The sequence below is a fragment of the Stenotrophomonas sp. STEN031 genome (assembly GCF_056759975.1).
Map to the genome: position 1 here is coordinate 13,921 of NZ_JBRREA010000049.1, position 17,710 is coordinate 31,630.

At 58.5% G+C, this 17,710-nt stretch carries 9 protein-coding genes and 2 pseudogenes; 6 read left to right on the forward strand and 5 right to left on the reverse strand.

All coding sequences use genetic code 11. The features are described from left to right. Positions 1-25 precede the first annotated feature (25 nt). Entirely contained in the window at positions 26-373 is a 348-nt protein-coding gene (locus ACVOLQ_RS17570) for a helix-turn-helix domain-containing protein (RefSeq protein WP_481528794.1), read from the forward strand. 249 nt (positions 374-622) lie between these two features. Here ACVOLQ_RS17570 and ACVOLQ_RS17575 read toward each other — a convergent pair whose 3' ends face one another. Continuing rightward, positions 623-1,117 carry a JAB domain-containing protein gene (locus ACVOLQ_RS17575; RefSeq protein ID WP_481528795.1) on the reverse strand — a complete coding sequence of 165 codons (495 nt, stop codon included), beginning with the start codon at positions 1,115-1,117 and terminating at the stop codon, positions 623-625. After that, a complete protein-coding gene (locus tag ACVOLQ_RS17580; RefSeq protein WP_481528796.1) occupies positions 1,114-2,070 on the reverse strand; it encodes a DUF932 domain-containing protein in 957 nt (318 codons plus the stop codon). The genes ACVOLQ_RS17575 and ACVOLQ_RS17580 overlap by 4 nt, the downstream gene beginning before the upstream one ends. Before the next feature lie 382 nt (positions 2,071-2,452). Here ACVOLQ_RS17580 and ACVOLQ_RS17585 point away from each other — a divergent pair, with 382 nt between their 5' ends. Continuing rightward, positions 2,453-5,212 carry a UvrD-helicase domain-containing protein gene (locus tag ACVOLQ_RS17585; RefSeq protein ID WP_481528797.1) on the forward strand — a complete coding sequence of 920 codons (2,760 nt, stop codon included), beginning with the start codon at positions 2,453-2,455 and terminating at the stop codon, positions 5,210-5,212. 95 nt (positions 5,213-5,307) lie between these two features. On the opposite strand, the gene ACVOLQ_RS17590 is transcribed toward ACVOLQ_RS17585, so the two are convergent. Continuing rightward, positions 5,308-6,873, reverse strand: coding sequence for a DUF2357 domain-containing protein (locus tag ACVOLQ_RS17590; RefSeq protein ID WP_099497910.1), 1,566 nt, complete (start codon positions 6,871-6,873; stop codon positions 5,308-5,310). Positions 6,874-6,877: 4 nt separating this feature from the next. After that, on the reverse strand, positions 6,878-9,100 hold the full coding sequence (locus ACVOLQ_RS17595) for an McrB family protein (RefSeq protein WP_199126601.1): 2,223 nt from the start codon (positions 9,098-9,100) through the stop codon (positions 6,878-6,880). A 90-nt stretch (positions 9,101-9,190) separates the two neighbouring features. On the opposite strand from ACVOLQ_RS17595, the pseudogene ACVOLQ_RS17600 reads away from it, so the two are divergent. From ACVOLQ_RS17600 to ACVOLQ_RS17615, 4 genes and pseudogenes are all read left to right on the forward strand, one after another. Further along, a pseudogene (locus ACVOLQ_RS17600) lies at positions 9,191-10,293 on the forward strand (IS3 family transposase). 404 nt (positions 10,294-10,697) lie between these two features. After that, positions 10,698-11,024 (forward strand): helix-turn-helix domain-containing protein, encoded by a 327-nt coding sequence (locus ACVOLQ_RS17605; RefSeq protein WP_099497909.1) that lies wholly within the window; start codon positions 10,698-10,700, stop codon positions 11,022-11,024. Positions 11,025-12,217: 1,193 nt separating this feature from the next. Then, entirely contained in the window at positions 12,218-14,092 is a 1,875-nt protein-coding gene (locus ACVOLQ_RS17610; protein ID WP_099497907.1) for a methyl-accepting chemotaxis protein, read from the forward strand. Between the two features lie 70 nt (positions 14,093-14,162). Beyond that, a complete protein-coding gene (locus ACVOLQ_RS17615; RefSeq protein ID WP_481528798.1) occupies positions 14,163-16,238 on the forward strand; it encodes a putative bifunctional diguanylate cyclase/phosphodiesterase in 2,076 nt (691 codons plus the stop codon). Positions 16,239-16,708: 470 nt separating this feature from the next. Here the strand turns inward: ACVOLQ_RS17615 and ACVOLQ_RS17620 are convergent. Further along, a pseudogene (locus ACVOLQ_RS17620) lies at positions 16,709-17,602 on the reverse strand (IS3 family transposase); the annotation flags it as partial. Positions 17,603-17,710 lie beyond the last annotated feature (108 nt).

Here is a 17,710-nt window from a genome sequence, read left to right on the forward strand (position 1 = left end):
ACACCGCTTGCTTCGTGCCGTTTCCATGCCTGCTCCGTCCATTCCAAAATCCGTCTTTGGTCGTCGCCTGCGCGCGGCCCGACTGGAAGCTGGGTTGAGTCAAGCTGACTTGGGGGCCGTCTTGGGCTTGGAAGATTCCAATAGCGCCGCACCACGCATCTCGCGCTACGAGTTGGGGTTACGAGATCCGGATCCCGAAACCGCTGAAGCCTTGGCCAAGGCGCTCGGCGTTCCTGTTGCTTACTTCCACGCCACATCCGACGTCTTGGCAGAAGTCATCCTTCTGGTCGCACGTCTTCCAGCATCAAGGCAACAAGCCGTTCTGAACTTGATCAAGGACTACACAGAAGGCAAGTCCCCTCCTGCGGTTTAGAGGAAGAGTGGGAGATCCTTCTCTTCGTGACCTTGAGCTTCCACCAGGTATCTCCCGGCTCGCAATCTAAGCCGGGTGGCGGCCTCTCTAGCCCGCACCTTCATGCGCCAGTTTCCATCGGCAGCTGAGCGCTCTACCTCCCGGGCCTGTCGGTCTAGATCAGCCGCTTTGGCACGAGCTATTGCCGCCCTGGTCAATGACCAGGACGTCTCCGTTTCCTTCATGCTGTTCTCCTAAGTATCCGGGCCTTCAGATCTGCCCGAGCTGAGCCATCGAAGTACCTTGGCCTGCCGACACCACAAGGTGGTCGACGACCCTCACCTCCACCATCGCCAATACTTCCTTCAACCGCTTGGTGATAGCTCGATCCGCTGCTGACGGCTCGCAATGCCCGCTGGGGTGGTTGTGAGCTAGCAGGACCGCTGCCGCATTCAGTGCCAAGGCACGTTGGACGACAATCCGCGGATGGATCTCAGCCCCGTCTATGGAGCCTGAGAACAACCTTTCTACGGCGATCAGGCGGTTGCGGGCATCGAGGAACGCCACCTCGAAGTGCTCGCGGATCTCATTCCCTAGACGCAGGCGGAAGAACCTGCCGGCAACATCGGGATCTCCCAATAGCAAACCACTGACCATTGCTCTGCTCTCTAGGATTTCCAATGCCTGGGAGAGGACGGAGCTGTCACGTTCGTTCAAACCGCCAGGTAACTCTTCCAGGCATTGCTTCTGCAGCGAGACGTTCATGCGGCTTCCCCCAGTAGTTCCTTCCAGGCCTTCTGCTTTAGCAAGGCCCCCTGGCCAAACCACGCCGCATCCAAGCGGTTCTCCGTACTCTGCGCCCGCCGATGGTGATCCACGAACTCGGTGATGCTGTTAAGCAGGCCAAACGCCGTGCCCTTGCTCGTCTTCAGGCTCGCCCCCCTCCCCTGCCCGTCGTACAGCGCCCGCACCTTGGCCACAGCCTGCTCATTCACGATGGCTTTTCCATTCTGAGCAGCCGGATACGTGAGCAAATTCCGCAGAACCCCATCGACCGAATCAGGGTTCACAGGTGTCTCACAGAGGATCCGCATCCGCTCCACGAAGGCATGCCAGCCCTCAACAGCGATACCCAACTGGCTTTTGACCCTGTCAGCATCGAAGGCACTGCGATGCGGGACCTTGATGGCTCCGGTTCGATCCCCAACAGCGATCTGCAGGGTGTTATTGCAAACCACACGGACTGAGGTGAACTGAGCGGTGGTAGCCAGCGTTCCGTCACAGGCCGTAGCTAGAAGAAGGTACCCATTGACCTGATCCTGACCCTTTAGGGCCACACCCTGCCCAGTACGGGCCAATGCCCAGAACTTCCGCCCTCCACGAAGCACGCCCGCAGTTTCCAACTCGAATCCGCTGTAGCGCGTCAGGTCGCGGTAGAACTCAAGGATCTCCCGCGGCTGGACCACTTGATAGCGCTTGGACACCACGGCCAAAGGTCGCTTGGTGTCAGAGCGATAAAGCACCTTCTGCCCGGGGAATGCCCGCACCGGATACTGATCTTCAGCCTCGGCGGCGAATCGCACTTCAGCCTCCTCCAAGGACCAGTTCATCCCGGCGCGTTCGCGCCATACTTCAATGGACTGCCCTGGAGCCAACTGGCTTCCGATGCCATGCCATGGGACTTGGCCTGCATAGGCCATGGTTTCAACGTGATGCATCTCGGTCTCCTTTCATAGACGGCATAACGCACAAGGCCCGGACAATGCCGGGCCTTGTGGGTCTATCTGGATTGTTGGTTTAGTCGTAGGAATCCCGGCCGAACTGGTCCGGGCGGGTGAACGAACAACGGGCTACGGCCGACAAGATGGCCGCAGCCACGATGAAGACGCAGTAGAGGAACTCGGACTTATCTTTCATATCTTGTACTCGAAGCGATACGCCTATGCGAGGCGCACACGCAAAGCAGGAGGATCCTGCTTCAGCGTAGTACTAAGGGTCTGAAATAAATTCAAATAGAAGATAGGTCAAGCGATTATCATGGAACCGTCGGTACGGTGACGCATCCCCACCGGCATTTCCAAGGAACATGTGGGACAAGGAATGGCAAAGGAATGGGGCCCGTCGTGGGTGGGCCGGCACGTAACCGGGTCATCGGAGTGGCACTTGCGCTTGGAGGGCTTGGAGCTCTCTTTGGCGTTGAACGGGCGCACCCATCGGGTCAACGTCGAGAACGAAACCACTTACCGCGTCAACGCCGGCACCTTCTGGACCGACATCACATTTCACCCGGGGCAGAACCGGGAAGTGAAGACCGATGGATTGCCAAACGCCCAAGGCGCTACTTTGGTTCAGGCGTTGATCATTGCATTGACGGAGAAGCGCCTGCGCGAGGACGTGGAGCTCCTCAAGGGCGAGCACCATAAAATCAATACATGGCTGGACTACAAGACAGAACAAGAGCAAGCCTGTTCGGAGCGGCGCCGCTGGTTCACCCACGAACAACAGGCCGACGTCCTGGCGGCCCGCCCTAGGGTTGATTATGCCGCCCTTCGGGCTCGCTTGAAGAAGCCGGGCGTGGCGGTCCGGCTGGGGCCGACGGCCCAGGCGATCGAGCGCTCGTTGGCTGCATGGGAAACCGACCACCGCCCAGCCTGGGCCGCGCTCAACGCCGCCCATGTGAAACACGAGTTGGTGGCCTGCAAAGACTTGCTGGACCGGGTGGAGAGCAAACCGCTCACCCCGGAACAGGCAAGGGCCGTGGTGTGCTTCGACAACCGCGTGCAGGTGGTGGCCTCGGCCGGCTCGGGCAAGACGTCGACGATGGTCGCTAAGGCGGCGTATGCCATCCACCGAGGGTTCGTGGCCCCCGAACGGATCGTCCTGCTGGCGTTCAACAAGCAGGCCGCCGAAGAGCTCAAGGACCGCGCAGCCTTGGCGTTTGAGCGCCTGGGCATGACGGAGGTGACCGTGGAAGCCTCCACCTTCCACGCGCTGGGCTTGCGCCTCATCGGCAAGGCCACCGGGGAAAAGCCCGACATTCCCGATTGGGCCACCGACGCGGCCGGTGGGGTGCGAAAGCTCACCGACATCGTGGACCAGCTCAAAGACCGTTGTCCGACGTTCCGCCGCCAGTGGGACCTATTCCGCTTCGTCTTTGGAAAGGACCTCCCAGCGTTTGGTGCCTCGGAGCCGGCGGACGTGTGGGACGCCCAGGGCAAGGGCGCGCTGGTCACCAACCGCGGTGAGCGGGTGAAAAGCATGGAAGAGGCGATGATCGCCAACCTGCTCTTCTTGAACGGGGTCAACTACCGCTACGAGGGCCCCTACCCCCACCGCACCGCCGACGAAACGCACCGACAATACAAGCCCGATTTCTACTACCCCGATCTGGACCTATTCCACGAGCACTTCGCGCTCAACGCAGACGGCGTGCCGCCAACGCACTTCGAAGGTTACCTGGAAGGAGTGATTTGGAAGCGGCAGCTCCACGCGGACAAAGGGACCGCGCTGTTTGAGACCACCAGCCACGGGTTGCGCCACGGCGACGATCTGGACCGCCTGGAGCGCGAACTGACCGCCCGTGGCTTGGTGCTCGACCCCAACCCCGACCGGGAAATTCCCAAGGAGGGCCAAAAGCCCATGGAATCGGTCGAGCTCATTGGGCTGGTGCGCACGTTCATGAGCCACGCCAAGAGTAATGGCTTGAGCGCTTCGGACCTGCAGCAGCGACTGGACGCCATGCCTGCCGACACCTTCAAGCTGCGCCACCAGATGTTCCTGGACATCGTCGTTCCGGTGATGGCGGCGTGGGACCACGCCTTGGCGATCGACGGTGGCATCGACTTTGAGGACATGCTCAACCTCGCCGCCGGCCACCTGGAAAGCGGGCGCGTGGAATCGCCCTACGATCTGGTGATGGCCGACGAATTCCAAGATGCCTCACGCGCCCGGGCCAGGTTGTGCCGTGCACTGGTCCATGACAAGGGCCGCTTCTTCTTCGCCGTCGGCGACGACTGGCAGTCGATTAACCGTTTTGCCGGCGCGGACGTGTCTGTGATGACCGGCTTTCGCCAGTGGTTTGGCCACGGCCAGGTACTCAAGCTGGAGCAAACGTTCCGCTGCCCCCAGGCTCTGTGCGACGTCTCCAGTGCGTTTGTCTCCAAGAATCCGGGGCAGATCGCCAAGCGCGTGCATTCCGCGACCCCTGCCCAAGGCCCAGTGCTCCGAACGTTCCAGGTGGACAGCAAGGACCAGTTGGCCGATGCAATCGACCGCTTCGTGGTGAGCCTGGCCGAGGGCGTGCGCGATGGCACGATCCTTCCGGGGCGAAACGGCAAGGCGTCGGTTTACGTCCTGGGCCGCTACAACGCCGACCGGCAGTATGTGCCCATAAGGCAGAGCAGGTTCAACCGCTGGGTGGACGTCTCCTTCTTGACCATCCACCGCTCCAAGGGCAGCGAAGCGGACTACGTCATCCTTCCTGAGATGATCAGCGCGTCGCGTCGGCGAAGTTTTCCCAACACCCGCACCGATGATCCGGTGTTGGCCCTGGCGATGCCCGAGGGAGACATGTTCCCCCTGAGTGAAGAGCGCCGGCTGTTCTACGTGGCCCTGACCCGGGCCAGGCGCACCGTGGCGATGTTTACCGCTCGCGGTCAGCGCTCAATGTTTCTTCGGGAGCTGGAGGAAGACGGTGTCCTTGAGATTACCGACACCGATGGCGAAGCCGTCAAGGAAGAAGCGTGCCCGGCTTGCAAGCAAGGGGTGCTGGTGCTGCGCACGGGCCCTTATGGCGAGTTTCACTCCTGCTCCAACTTTCCCGTATGCAGCTTCAAACCAAAGCGGCGAGGAATGGGATAACTCCCCGTGCCCCCCTTCGAATCGGTACACACCCCAAGCAACCGAACATTTCATGCTCCATGCGACTGTTTGACTTGCTCGGTAATCCCCCACTTTTAGAAGGCTCCAAAAGCGGAGGTAGGCAGCCAGCGTTCTAGCGCCACACTGAGACCCAAGCGCGTGTCCGGCGCTAAAGGGAGGACCCCGACCTGGTGAGCGGCATGGAATTCAGGCGCCTCCAACCAAGGCGCGCCGCCACCACGGGGAACCAGCAACAACGAGCACACCGGTCGCGCCTCGTCCCAACGCAATGCGTCCTGATAGAGATGTGCCGAGCGCATAGCGTCCAGAACATTGATCCGACTGGTGCGGTACTTGGCGTCGAGTACAAACATCCTGCGTACACCACGGTCATCGACTGTGATCACGATATCGGGGTGAAGTTCGGCGGAAATGCTGCGAAACCCGGTCAGCGTACTGTCACCCGCTCGATATCGACGCTGCAACCACGCTTCCATCTGTACGCCATCGCCCGCCCCCACCACTCGGATGCAGTCGTTCCGCGTCGTCGGATAGTGCGTTGTCCAGCTTAGATCCGGTCGTTGCTTTCGAAGGCACTGCACCACCTGGGCAAAGCACCAACGCTCGTAGATCTCCCAAGTTGGACTCAACCAAGTCTGCTCATCGGCCAAATCGCCAGCTACGCCTCCACGGAGTGACGACCAAGCGAACCGATAGGCACGTGCATAGGCGGGATGGGCAGAGATGGCGTTCAAGCCGGCGGCAGTCACCTCGGCGCGGGTAGTCAAAGCGAAAGGGGCGCCTTTGAGTAAGCGCGCAAGAGCTTTCGACAGCCCGCCTAGGTACGCCAACTTTCGGGCCAAGCGAGGCTGCAACGGTGTCCTAGTGCCAGCTTTTTCGTCCACTCGCGCTAGTACCGCGAGTGCATCAGCCACATGTTGGCAACGTAGCCGCACCGACGGCATGACCGCGACCAAAGCCCGATTTGCGGGATTGTCGACGGTGTCGGTGGACTGCGTAGCTTCGATTAGTGGCGTCTTCTCATTCAATTCACCGGCATCATCGTTCAAGTACGCGACTGTCGCCGGATGTCGCAGTAGTCTGACGGCCGATGCGACATCGAGTCGTCGTACGTGATGGGCCGGAACTAGGGCGCGGTCACACTGCAGCCGGGTCAAGGGATGGCCCATCACGGCTCGCAAGGCGGCCTGCAGGGCATCACCGTTCCGCCGCAGACGCGCGTACGCCAGAAGCGGCGAAGTCACCTCACCGGACACACCGATACTGGCTTGTGCCGCCTCGGTGCCGAGTAGGAGCGCCGGATCAAAGGCACGAAGTTCCTCCAGCAACGTGTGGAAGACCCCTTCACCAAGCTTGCTGCCTTCAGGAGCGACATCAAGACGGTACTCCGCCAGACGCTGTCCACTATGACTGAGTAATTCGGCGACCACCACGCCTGCATAAAAGCCTGGTGTCCATCGCCAGCCCGACTGGCCACCGACCTGGACGGCTTCTGCAGGCGCCTCGTCGATATACAGATCAACGCCATCCAGCGGGGCGATAAAAAAGTATGTGCCAAGCTCCCGAAACCCAGGCACCGTGACATCGGGCAGAAGCTCTTGGCTGACATTCGCTTGGTCGATGCAACGCAATGCCACCATTGGTTCAACGCCAGAAGCGCGCACTGCCCATATGACGCAAATCTTGTGCCAGCTCGGCGACCTTTTCAGCGGACTCGATAAGATTGCGCGTGCGCAAGGTGCTCTCGACCTGATCAAAGGTTGTGCGTAACCGTGGCGTGTCCTCGCCCCGCAGTTTTGGCAGCACCTTGGCGTAGATCGCATGATCCAAGGCGGCCTCCGTTGTCAGCACGCCGCCGTCGGTTGCAGCTTCAACGTAACCGATGACATCGCCAATCGTGCGCCATCCAAAATGCAGGCGGACCGGACGCAGCTGCTTGACCAGTGTTCGTAGGACCTCGCGCACCTGGCTGGCATGTTCGGTGGGCAGCCGCGTGGTTGACCAGCCAGGGAAAACATCCACGTCAATGTCCCAGAACTCGATGACCGCTGCGCGATCGAGAACTTTGTCGCTCAATCCATGTGTGGTCTCGTCCATATTGACTGTGCCGATCAGAACCAGATTCTCGGGATATGCGATGCTCGCCGGCACGCCATCCACGGCTTCGCCTTGTGCGTGCAATCGCAAGGGCTCGCCGGTTTCCATCGCTGACAGCATCGGGGCTAGGTATTGCTCCGGGTGAGACAGGTTCATCTCATCCAAAACGATCGTGTAAGCCTGGTCCGGGTTGCCCTGTGCCTGGAGAAGGAACTCCAAAAATGGCGTGCGTACGTAGATGTCGTTCTTGAGGGGGCTGATGTAACCCAGCAAGCTCGAGGGGTCGTGCCATCCCGGCTGCACGGGCACGATCTCGAATGCACCATCGGCATTGCCATTGCCTCGCAGGCCTCTCGCGTAGCAGCGAGCGAGCTGAGTTTTGCCGGCGCCACTCAAGCCAGTCAAGACCGCAAAATGCCGGCGCGCATTCGCCCAAAGGCCTGCATGCAATCGGGCCACGAGTTGCAGTGGGAACGCGATGTCCTTGGGGAAGGTAGCCAAAATCGAGGCCACCGAAGGCAGCGTAGTGGCCAACGCGGCCTCAGAGGCCGTGGCCAACATCTCCGTGGTTGGAGACAGCATTGGCGCGGGCGCTAGAACGTCGGGTTCCCAAGTCACGCGAGCGGCCCATTCCTCACCGCTTTCGGTCAGCTGGACTTGCTTACCAGGCACGGATTCCACCAAACTAAGGTAGCGCATCCAATTGATCAGCGCTGTGGGGGCGAAGTTTGTCGTCCACCCAGGATTTACACGTTGCAATGAATCAACGATCTCAGTGAGTAATCTTGGCCCGGCACGCAGCATGACCAACAGATTGTCGAAGCCAAGGATGCGGGTGAGCATCCAATCCGACACTTCCTCTGGATCACCCGTTTCAAGCAGGGCCACACCGCGGTCTGTCAATTGCAGCTCGTCGCCCTCTGCCCGAATGACACCCCATTCCGCCATGAGGCAGTTAAGGTTCGTATTAAGTGTCGCGCGGGTATGCGTGGGATTTTGCGAACGAAGATGTTCGATGAAGTCTTCGCGCTTGCAACCATCCTTCGCGAACTCGAGCATGCCAAGAACAGTCGACAACCCACCGCCGATGCCGGTCATGCCGCGGCGGCGGCGATTGGCGGGCAACGGGTTCAGTTGGATCTCACCAGCCTTATCTCCGGCGACCTCCGTGGCATCGCTGCTTTTGTCCTGAATGAAGTGCACGAATAGCAACCAAGGCAATGTCATCTGCTCTTCAACGCTTCCAGCCTGATCAGTAACCTCGGCAAGGCGATCAAGCACGCGCTGATGCAACGCCGTACGATGCTCAAGTCCGGGAGTCAGGCCTATGGCACCCCCCAATCTGCGCAGCTTGTGGAAGTGCGCGACGGTCGTGAAATGGTGGGGCCAGAGGGAGGCAAACAGGCGATACATGTTTAATCGTGGCCGACGGTCCGTGAGCGCCCGAACATGCGTTTCGATGTCGTCCCATGCCTTAGCAAACCATTGAATGCATTCCTGCGGATCAGTAGGGATGGGCGATTGCTTTAGCTCCCACAGCTGGCGCGCGATTGCCGGATCGGCGATCACGCGGGATACGTCGATGTGTCCTTGGCCGGTGGCAGACACAGTCTCGTTCTCCCACAGCTCCTTCTGGAATTTCGGGCTCGTAAAAGTCGCTTCATTTACACTGGCCACATACTGAAGCCACTCAGCAAGCCTCTTCAGCCAATCATCCAGGTGGCGCTGACTCCGATGCCGCTCTTGCGCCACCCTGCACGCCTCGCGCAATGAATTTTCATCCTTGAGATCCCGACGTCCCCCCGGTTTTGAGTAGCACGGCGAATTGGAGTCCAATCCCACCTGACCAGGAGATTGGACGTGAAGAAACGCTTTTCCGAAGAACAGATCATCGGTTTCCTGCGTGAAGCCGACGCCGGCATGGCGGTCAAGGACTTATGCCGCCGACATGGCTTCAGCGAAGCCTCGTACTACCTGTGGCGCAGCAAGTTCGGCGGCATGAGCGTGTCCGATGCCAAGCGGCTCAAGGAGCTGGAGGCGGAGAACACCCGGCTGAAGAAGCTGCTTGCCGAGCAGATGTTCGAGAACGACGTCATCAAGGACGTGCTGCGAAAAAAGCCGTGACCGCACCGGTGCGTAGGGCACTAGTGCGGGAGATGATCGATCGCGGTCTCAGCGAGCGGCGGGCCTTGGGGGTGGCTCGGATGAGCGCCAGTGCGTTCCGCTACCAAGCCCGGCCCGACCGGAACGTCGAGCTGCGCGAACAGATCCATGCGCTGGCCATCCGGCACAAAAGATACGGCGTCGGGATGATCCACCTCAAACTTCGGCAGGCAGGCTGGCCGGTTAACTACAAGCGCGTTGAACGGCTGTACCAGGAAGCCAAGCTGCAGGTGCGGCGCCGCAAGCGCAAGAAGGTGCCGGTTGGTGATCGGCAGCCGCTGTTCCGGCCGACCTCGGCCAACCAGGTGTGGTCGATGGACTTCGTATTCGACCGCACTGGCGAGGGGCGCGTGCTGAAGTGTCTGACCATCGTCGACGATGCGACCCACGAGGCGGTGGCCGTCGAAGTGGAGCGGGCGATCTCGGGTAATGGGGTGGCTCGCGTTCTGGACCGCCTCGCGCTACGCCGCGGCCTGCCTCTGGTGATCCGCTCGGACAATGGCAAAGAGTTTTGCGGCAAGGCCATGGTGAAGTGGGGACATGAGCGAGGTGTCGTGCTGCGGCTGATCGAGCCGGGCAAGCCGAACCAGAACGCTTACATCGAGAGCTTCAACGGAAGGCTGCGCGACGAATGCTTGAACGAGCACTGGTTCCAAAACGTCCTTCACGCTCGCACCGTAATCGAGACCTGGCGCCGGGAATACAACGAGGAGAGACCGAAGAAAGCACTGGGCGGGCTGACGCCCGCCGCCTACGCCAAACGGATGGCCAAGATCGGCTACCCTAACCCCGGACTCTAAATGGCCCCGCTACTGAAAGCGGGGGGACGTCGACGTGGGCGTCGGGGCGGATCTGCCACCGCTGGTCAGGCCATGGCACCTGGATCACGCCCATCCCCCGCAACGTATCTAGCACCAGCAGGGCTGAGTGGTGGGTTGGGGCCAAGGCGAGTCGATCGGCATGTGCCTTCAGCAGTGCCGCCAAGAACAAGGTCCCGCGCAGGCCCAGTTCCTCCAGCGTGGCAATCTGGCTTGCGCCGGAGGGCGTGTGCGTGGAGGCCCCGGGATCGGAACCGGCGGTTGGTGCGCTTGGGCGGGACATGACAACTGCGGAAGGCAGGATGGTTGCTTGAAAACTAAGAATATCTTAGTATGCAACATAGGGTACATGCGCCATCCTTACGGTATTGCCATAGGGTGCGCGTGTGCCATCGTCCGCCGACTCACTGCCGACCTTTGCCCGTCGCCTGAAACAGGCCCGCCTGCGTGCGGGTCTGCCGCAGAAGGAAGTGGGCATCCGGGCCGGTATGGATCCCTATGTGGCCAGCCCCCGCGTAAACCAATACGAGCGTGGCAAGTATGAGCCCAAGCTCGAGACCAGCGAGCGACTGGCCGAGGCTTTAGGCGTACCCCCGGCCTTCCTGTACACCAGCGATGAACTGCTCGCCAAGGTCCTGCTGCGATGGAACGGGCTGACCCGGCAGCAGAAGCGCGATGTGCTGCGGATGATCGAGCCCGCACCCGAGAAGTGACGTCCTAAGTCTGGATAGGTTGCGCTCCGGTATGGCCGTGCACGGCTTACAACGCAGGGACAGCAGTGGAGGCCCATCACCGATGCGATCGGTAGAAGCAATGGGCCGTCAACTGATGAGAGGTATCTGGCGGAACGAAGATTAGCTCAAGACTTAGATATCAGCCTCGCTCAGTCAAGTGAAAGGGCGGGGCTGAGAATGCCCGGGCAGAACGAGCCACGCATCTCGACATCGAAGCAATTCATGCGAGCTATCAATTCTTCGCGCGTTTAAGGATCACTCAAATTCGGCCTGCCCCAGCCAAAACGATCGGCGACCACGTTTTGGTTGCAGCTGCAAGTTTGCTTGTTGCCCCGATCCTGGCGGGCCTATGATCAGGCCGTTTCTGGGACGGTCCAAGGAAAGGAGCTATATGGAGAGGCCCCTGGTTGGCTACGGCTTTCGACAATTGAAAAGCAGCTTGATTCTCAAGCTGTCGCAGGGTGGTCTAAGCGATGTGTCCAGAGTTCGCCTACTCGCGTTTGTCAACATAGCTCGTATGCTAATGGTGGCAAGTGAAGAGGAACAATCGACGATGGCTGCGATGTCACGAGAATCGGGCAAGAGTCGCCTCGATGACTTGGAGCATGAGTTGCTTGCCAACCTATCGGACCCAACTCTTAGCGAGGCATTGAGGGAGCGCCTAGTTGCCTACCTCAGCATGATCCGAGTTCTCATGGTGGCTAACGAAATGGAACAACGAGAATCCGGACTCGATCTGCTTAACCTATTCGAGCGTTTCTGCTTGGGTGAATCAGTCGCGAGCGTGCTCTCTTCGCTAACCAGACCAAACTAATGCCATTGCTGACTGTCTCTTGCCGATGCGCGGCAAGCCAATCTTTGCACTAGAGAGCGGCGATACCAGTAGTGGGCGATGGCAGTTCATTGCCGAGGCCGACCCTCTCTACGACGGCTTGGGTCCATCCGCAGCTGCGCCCGTTGGGCAGAAAAGGCCCTCGCGATAACTTTCGGTCACTTGCTGTCGGATCGGACCCTTAAAGTTCAGCCAAGCGGGGCCGCTAAGGGGAGGAATATCGATAAAAATTCTACAGGATTGCGAGATGCGCTCATTCTTAAAGCAGGCACGGGCCCGAAGCCGTTTTCTTGTCGGGTGCCAGGATGAGCGTTCTCAAATTACTGCCGTCAATCGCGTGATGGCCGTCATCGAGTTTGATCTGGAGGGCAGAGTCCTGCACGCCAACCAGAACTTCTTGAACATCATGGGCTACAGTCTTGATGAGCTCAAAGGACAGCATCACAGCATGTTTGTGCCGCCATCAGAACGTAGCGATGGCGACTACCGGACATTCTGGGACAGTCTCCGAGCCGGGAACTTCGAAGCTCGTCGTTTTCGCCGCGTTGGAAAAGGCGGACGAGAAGTGTGGTTAAACGCTTCATATAACCCGCTTCTGGACAAAGCTGGAAAGCCATACAAAGTCGTCAAGTACGCGACTGACATCACCGATCAGATGCATCGAACGAGTGAGTACGAAGGGCGCATTGATGCTATCGACAAAGTTATGGCTTCAATTGAGTTCTCACTGGAGGGGACTATCCTGAGCGCCAATCAGAATTTTCTAAATACGATGGGTTATCGATTGGATGAGATCCAGGGCAGGCATCACAGCATCTTTGTCGATCTCAACACCAAGAATTCTGAGGGGTACGCTGAATTCTGGCGGAAACTCAGTCAAGGAAGGTTTGATGCCGGTCGCTACAAACGAGTGGCAAAAGGGAATCGGGATGTCTGGATACAGGCTTCGTACAATCCTGTACTAGATTCTTCAGGCTTGCCGTACAAGGTGATTAAGTACGCTACCGACATTACAGAACAGGTGACGATCTCTGCGGATGCAGAGGGGCGCATAAAGGCAATCGGAAAAGTCATGTCAGTCATCGAATTCTCGATGAGCGGACTGATACTCGATGCCAACGAGAACTTCTTGGCTGCGATGGGCTATCGGCTAGACGAGGTTCGCGGAAAGCATCACAGCATTTTTGTGGATGCAGACTATGGGCGCTCGGAAGAATATCGAACTTTCTGGGGAAAGCTAGGGCGTGGTGAATACGATGTTGGTCGGTACAGGCGCCTCGGAAAGCTCGGTCAGGAAATATGGATCCAAGCTTCCTACAATCCGATTTTTGACGCTTCCGGACATCCATTTAAGGTAGTTAAGTATGCAACGGACGTGACAGAGCAAGTCCGCTCCGCCCACGAAATGCGTCAACTGGTGATTCAAGCCACGGATATCGCACAGAACGTGCGTACCGCTGCTCGTGGCATCGCTGCTAGCAACCATGATCTGGCAGGACGCTCTATGTCTCAATCTGAGTTTGTCCGCCAGACTTCAGAGTCGATTGAAGGATTAGCCCACAATGTGCGCGCCAACTCCCAACATGCTGACGATGCCCGCCAGGTAGCCAAGAACTCTGCGGATGCCGCTAAGCGTGGAGTCGCAGTGATCTCGGAAGTCGTTACGACTTCAGAAGAGATTAGGGCAGCCAACGAGCGCATGGCGCAAATAATCGGAGTCATTGACGGCATCTCGTTCCAAACCAATATTCTTGCGTTAAATGCAGCCGTGGAAGCGGCGCGCGCAGGAGAGCAAGGGCGAGGATTTGCCGTGGTGGCGCAGGAAGTCAGAAGCCTGGCGCAACGCTGCAGCGTTTCTGCTAAGGAAATACGCGACCTGATTGGAAGCGCTAGAGATCAAGTGACTGATGGAACGCGCTTGACCATGCAAGCCGGCAATGTCATGCAAGAAGTTCTCGGCGCTGTTCTCAAAGTAACGGCAACCGTCGAACAGATTGCGGGCGCGAGTCAGCAGCAGAGTGAAGGCGTTCAGAGCGCCAACCAAGCATTGCAAGCAATCAACAAGCGCGTTCAACAGGACACGCGTCTGATCGATGGGATTTCTTGCTCTGCCCGGGCATTAGAGGCGCAGGCTGAGGCGCTTTTCAGTATGGTCGCGAGCAGTGGAGGGGCATCGAACAGTGACTCTTCTAACATCGCTTCTTCTGCTGCCTAGAAATTTAGTAACTGAGTTAGATCGCTGATCTTCGCTAAGAACTAATGCCGCTGGACTGTATGGATACGCTATGTCTGGAACTTACAATGATATTCTGGTTCTACTTTCGCTTCTTGTAGCAATTCTCGCTTCCTACACTGCATTGGACATGGCAGGCCGGGTGGCTGCAACTAAGGGCGTCGCGTCGCGCTGGTGGTTGATCGGCGGCTCCCTTGCGATGGGCCTAGGCATTTGGTCGATGCATTTCGTCGGGATGTTGGCGTTCGACTTACCGATACCGCTCGGTTACGACCTTGCCATTACACTTTATTCGATGATTGCCGCGATCGGCGCGTCGGTTTTCGCGCTCTGGCTGGTCTCCAGGCCCAAGCTCCCGGTTAGCAGGCTGATGCTTGGCGCGACCCTTACGGGGCTCGGCATCGCGATGATGCACTACCTGGGCATGGCTGCGCTTCAGATGCAGCCCGGAATAGAGTACGACCCCACTTGGTTCGTCTTGTCCATTTTGATCGCAATCGCAGCGTCAGGCACCGCGCTATGGATTGCCTTTCGTCTTAGAGCAGGTGCGCGCGGACAATACCGTTGGCGCTTTGTTGCGGCCGTGATCATGGGGCTTGCGATCGTAGGCATGCACTACACTGGCATGGCTGCTGCGCGGTTCTTGCCGGGCAGCTGGTGCGGTGCAGCGCGTGATGGTGGTGTGCCAGCACATTGGCTGGCAGTCTTGGTAGTTGTCACTACGGTCGCGATTATGGGAGTTGCATTGATCGTATCGGTGCTGGATCGCCAAATGCATCTAAGAACGCGCCATCTTTCCAGGTCGTTGGCGCGTGCACACGATCAACTCGTGCAGGCCGCTCTACATGATCCGCTGACAAGGCTTCCCAATCGCGTTCTCCTTCAGGATCGACTTGAACAGTCTATTGAGAAGGCACAGCGAAAACGCGAACAGTTTGCTGTCATGTTTCTTGATTTGGACGGATTCAAGAGCATAAACGACGCCTATGGTCACCAAGCCGGCGATGCCCTTCTCCTGAGCGTCGCTGAACGGATCCGCGAATTGCTTCGAAGCCAAGACACTTTTTCGCGCATGGGCGGCGATGAGTTCGTCTTGATCGTGCCCACCAGTGATTCTCAGGATGCTGCTGTTGTAGCTCAGAGGATAATCGACACAGTAGCCCTCTCTATTAGTATCGAGTCTGCTGAAGTGCATGTCACAGCTAGCATTGGCGTGGCTATGTATCCTTCCGACGGAGCCACTGAGCGAGAGCTAGTGGCACATGCCGACGCAGCGATGTACCACACTAAGAACAATGGCAGGAACGGATATACGTTCTATTCGCCTTCCATGAACGTCAGCGCTCATCAACAGCTTGAGCTTTTGAGCGACCTACGAAGGGCCATAGATCGTAAAGAACTTGTTCTACATTACCAGCCAAAATTCGCCGGCCCAGATTGCTCGTTGGTTGGCTTGGAAGCACTTGTCCGTTGGTGTCATCCAGAGCATGGTCTCTTGCAGCCAAGTGAATTTATTCCAGTCGCGGAGCGCAGCGGGTTGATTCTGGCACTGGGCGACTGGGTTCTGAATGAGGCTTGTCGGCAAACAAGGGAATGGAAGAACGATGGATACCAGGTTCCGAGTGTGGCGATCAATCTATCGCCGCTTCAGTTCTCTTCAGCCGCCCTTATCGATACGGTAAGGATGGCATTAGAAAGCAATAATCTTGGCCCTGGTTTGCTTACGCTCGAGATTACAGAGACGACGGCCATGCGCGATGCCGGCGCAACTTTGAGGGTCTTGGACGAACTTACGGCAATGGGTGTACAGATTGCTATCGATGATTTCGGTACCGGCTATTCAAGCCTCCTGTATCTGAAGCGATTGCCTGCAACAGAGCTAAAAATCGATCGCGCCTTCATCACCGATCTGGAATCGAACTCTGAAGATGCTGCCATCGTTGCCTCAATAGTTGCGTTGGGGCGAGCGCTGAATCTACGTGTTGTTGCAGAGGGTGTAGAAACCCAAGGGCAGCGCGAACATCTCAAACAGCTGGGCTGCGATGTGTATCAAGGTTACTTATTGTCGCGCCCCCTAGAGCCGAATCAACTAACGCATCTGTTTGCAAACGTTCGCTCAAAGGGCTGAGTGGTATCAGTGCCCTTAGCACTTCAGTGAGAGGTTCATAGCTGCCGGCTCTGACCTCTTCGCTGACTGACCTCTAGCGGTAGATGCCAATTTGGTACCAATTGGCGTATGTGGCCAAGATGGCCAGTCCAGAACTAGACGCTCGCTAGTAAAGAGCGCCCACCCCCTCCAATTCTCTCGGCCTCCGCTATGGTTTGTGAGGCTTGGCAACCGCTTTGGTTGGTCCTACGGGAAGGCGCTCCACCATTTATGAATGTGACGGTGGTTGTCGTGAAATGTGAATTTCACTAACATTTGTGACGCACAGCGTCATTCTCGCGCGCCGCGTATCACTGATTGCGCCGCTAGCAGTGCCATTTATCACAACCCACTACTTGGCATGGTTCCTGCTCAACAGGATCCGTACAGGAGAGTACGCCTTGCATACAGCCACCATTGAGAAGGTGGACCGGCCAGAGTTCTGTAGACACTCAGTCGCCGCTCTGCGCGTAGCGCCTTTCAAACTCTACCGGTGACAGTCCGCCAGCGGAACCATGCCGGCGGATCGGGTTGTAGAACATCTCGATGTAGTCAAACACGTCCGATGCCGCCATGGCGCGTGTCGGGTAGATCCGCCGCTTGATCCGCTCCTTCTTCAAGACGCTGAAGAAACTCTCGGCCACGGCGTTGTCGTGGCAGTTCCCGCGTCGGCTCATGCTCGGCACCATCCGGTACGCTTTCAGGAACGACTGCCAATCGCTGCTGGTGAACTGACAGCCCTGGTCGGAGTGCACCATCACGCCAGGACCGGGCTTGCGCCGCCACGCCGCCGCCACCAGTGCCTGCAGCACCAGATCGCTGGTCATCGTCGAAGCGGTTGCCCAACCCACGATCTGGCGCGAATACAGGTCCATCACCGCCGCCAGGAACAGCCAGCCCTCGTAGGTCCGGATGTAGGTGATGTCGGTGACCCAGACCTTGTTCGGTGCCTGTGGCCCGAAGTCCCGGTTGAGCACGTTGGCCACCACGCCCGCCGGGCCGCCGCGATGACGCGGCTTGCGGCCATAGCCGACTTGGGCACGCAGACCTTCTGCCCTCATCAACCGCAAGACGCGGTGCCGACTGCATTGCTCGCCGGCCTCGCGCAGGTCCAGGGTGATCTTGCGATAGCCATACACCGTGCCGCTGGCCAGCCAGTTGTGCTTGATCAGCCCCAGCAGACGCTGATCTTCGCGCTCACGAGCGCTGGCGCCATGGCGCAGCCAGGCGTAGTAGCCGCTGCGCTGCACGCCAAGCACCCGGCACATCGCCACCAAGCGGAACTCCCGGGCGTGCGCGCGCATGAACGCGTACTTCGCCCTTACCCCTTGGCAAAGTACGCGGCGGCGCTCTCAACCGGTCGATGCAACATCATAGGTGTTGCTGCTGACCGGGAGGGCAAGTGCGATGATGGGTCGACCTGGATTGTCATTGGCGCAGAAGCAGGCACTGTG

Excerpts from the sequence above, each read along its gene's own strand:
- ACVOLQ_RS17570 (WP_481528794.1), top strand. The coding sequence starts at position 26 with ATGCCTGCTCCGTCCATTCCAAAATCCGTCTTTGGTCGTCGCCTGCGC.
- ACVOLQ_RS17575 (WP_481528795.1), bottom strand. The coding sequence starts at position 1,117 with ATGAACGTCTCGCTGCAGAAGCAATGCCTGGAAGAGTTACCTGGCGGT.
- ACVOLQ_RS17580 (WP_481528796.1), bottom strand. The coding sequence starts at position 2,070 with ATGCATCACGTTGAAACCATGGCCTATGCAGGCCAAGTCCCATGGCAT.
- ACVOLQ_RS17585 (WP_481528797.1), top strand. The coding sequence starts at position 2,453 with ATGGCAAAGGAATGGGGCCCGTCGTGGGTGGGCCGGCACGTAACCGGG.
- ACVOLQ_RS17590 (WP_099497910.1), bottom strand. The coding sequence starts at position 6,873 with ATGGTGGCATTGCGTTGCATCGACCAAGCGAATGTCAGCCAAGAGCTT.
- ACVOLQ_RS17610 (WP_099497907.1), top strand. The coding sequence starts at position 12,218 with ATGGCCGTCATCGAGTTTGATCTGGAGGGCAGAGTCCTGCACGCCAAC.
- ACVOLQ_RS17615 (WP_481528798.1), top strand. The coding sequence starts at position 14,163 with ATGTCTGGAACTTACAATGATATTCTGGTTCTACTTTCGCTTCTTGTA.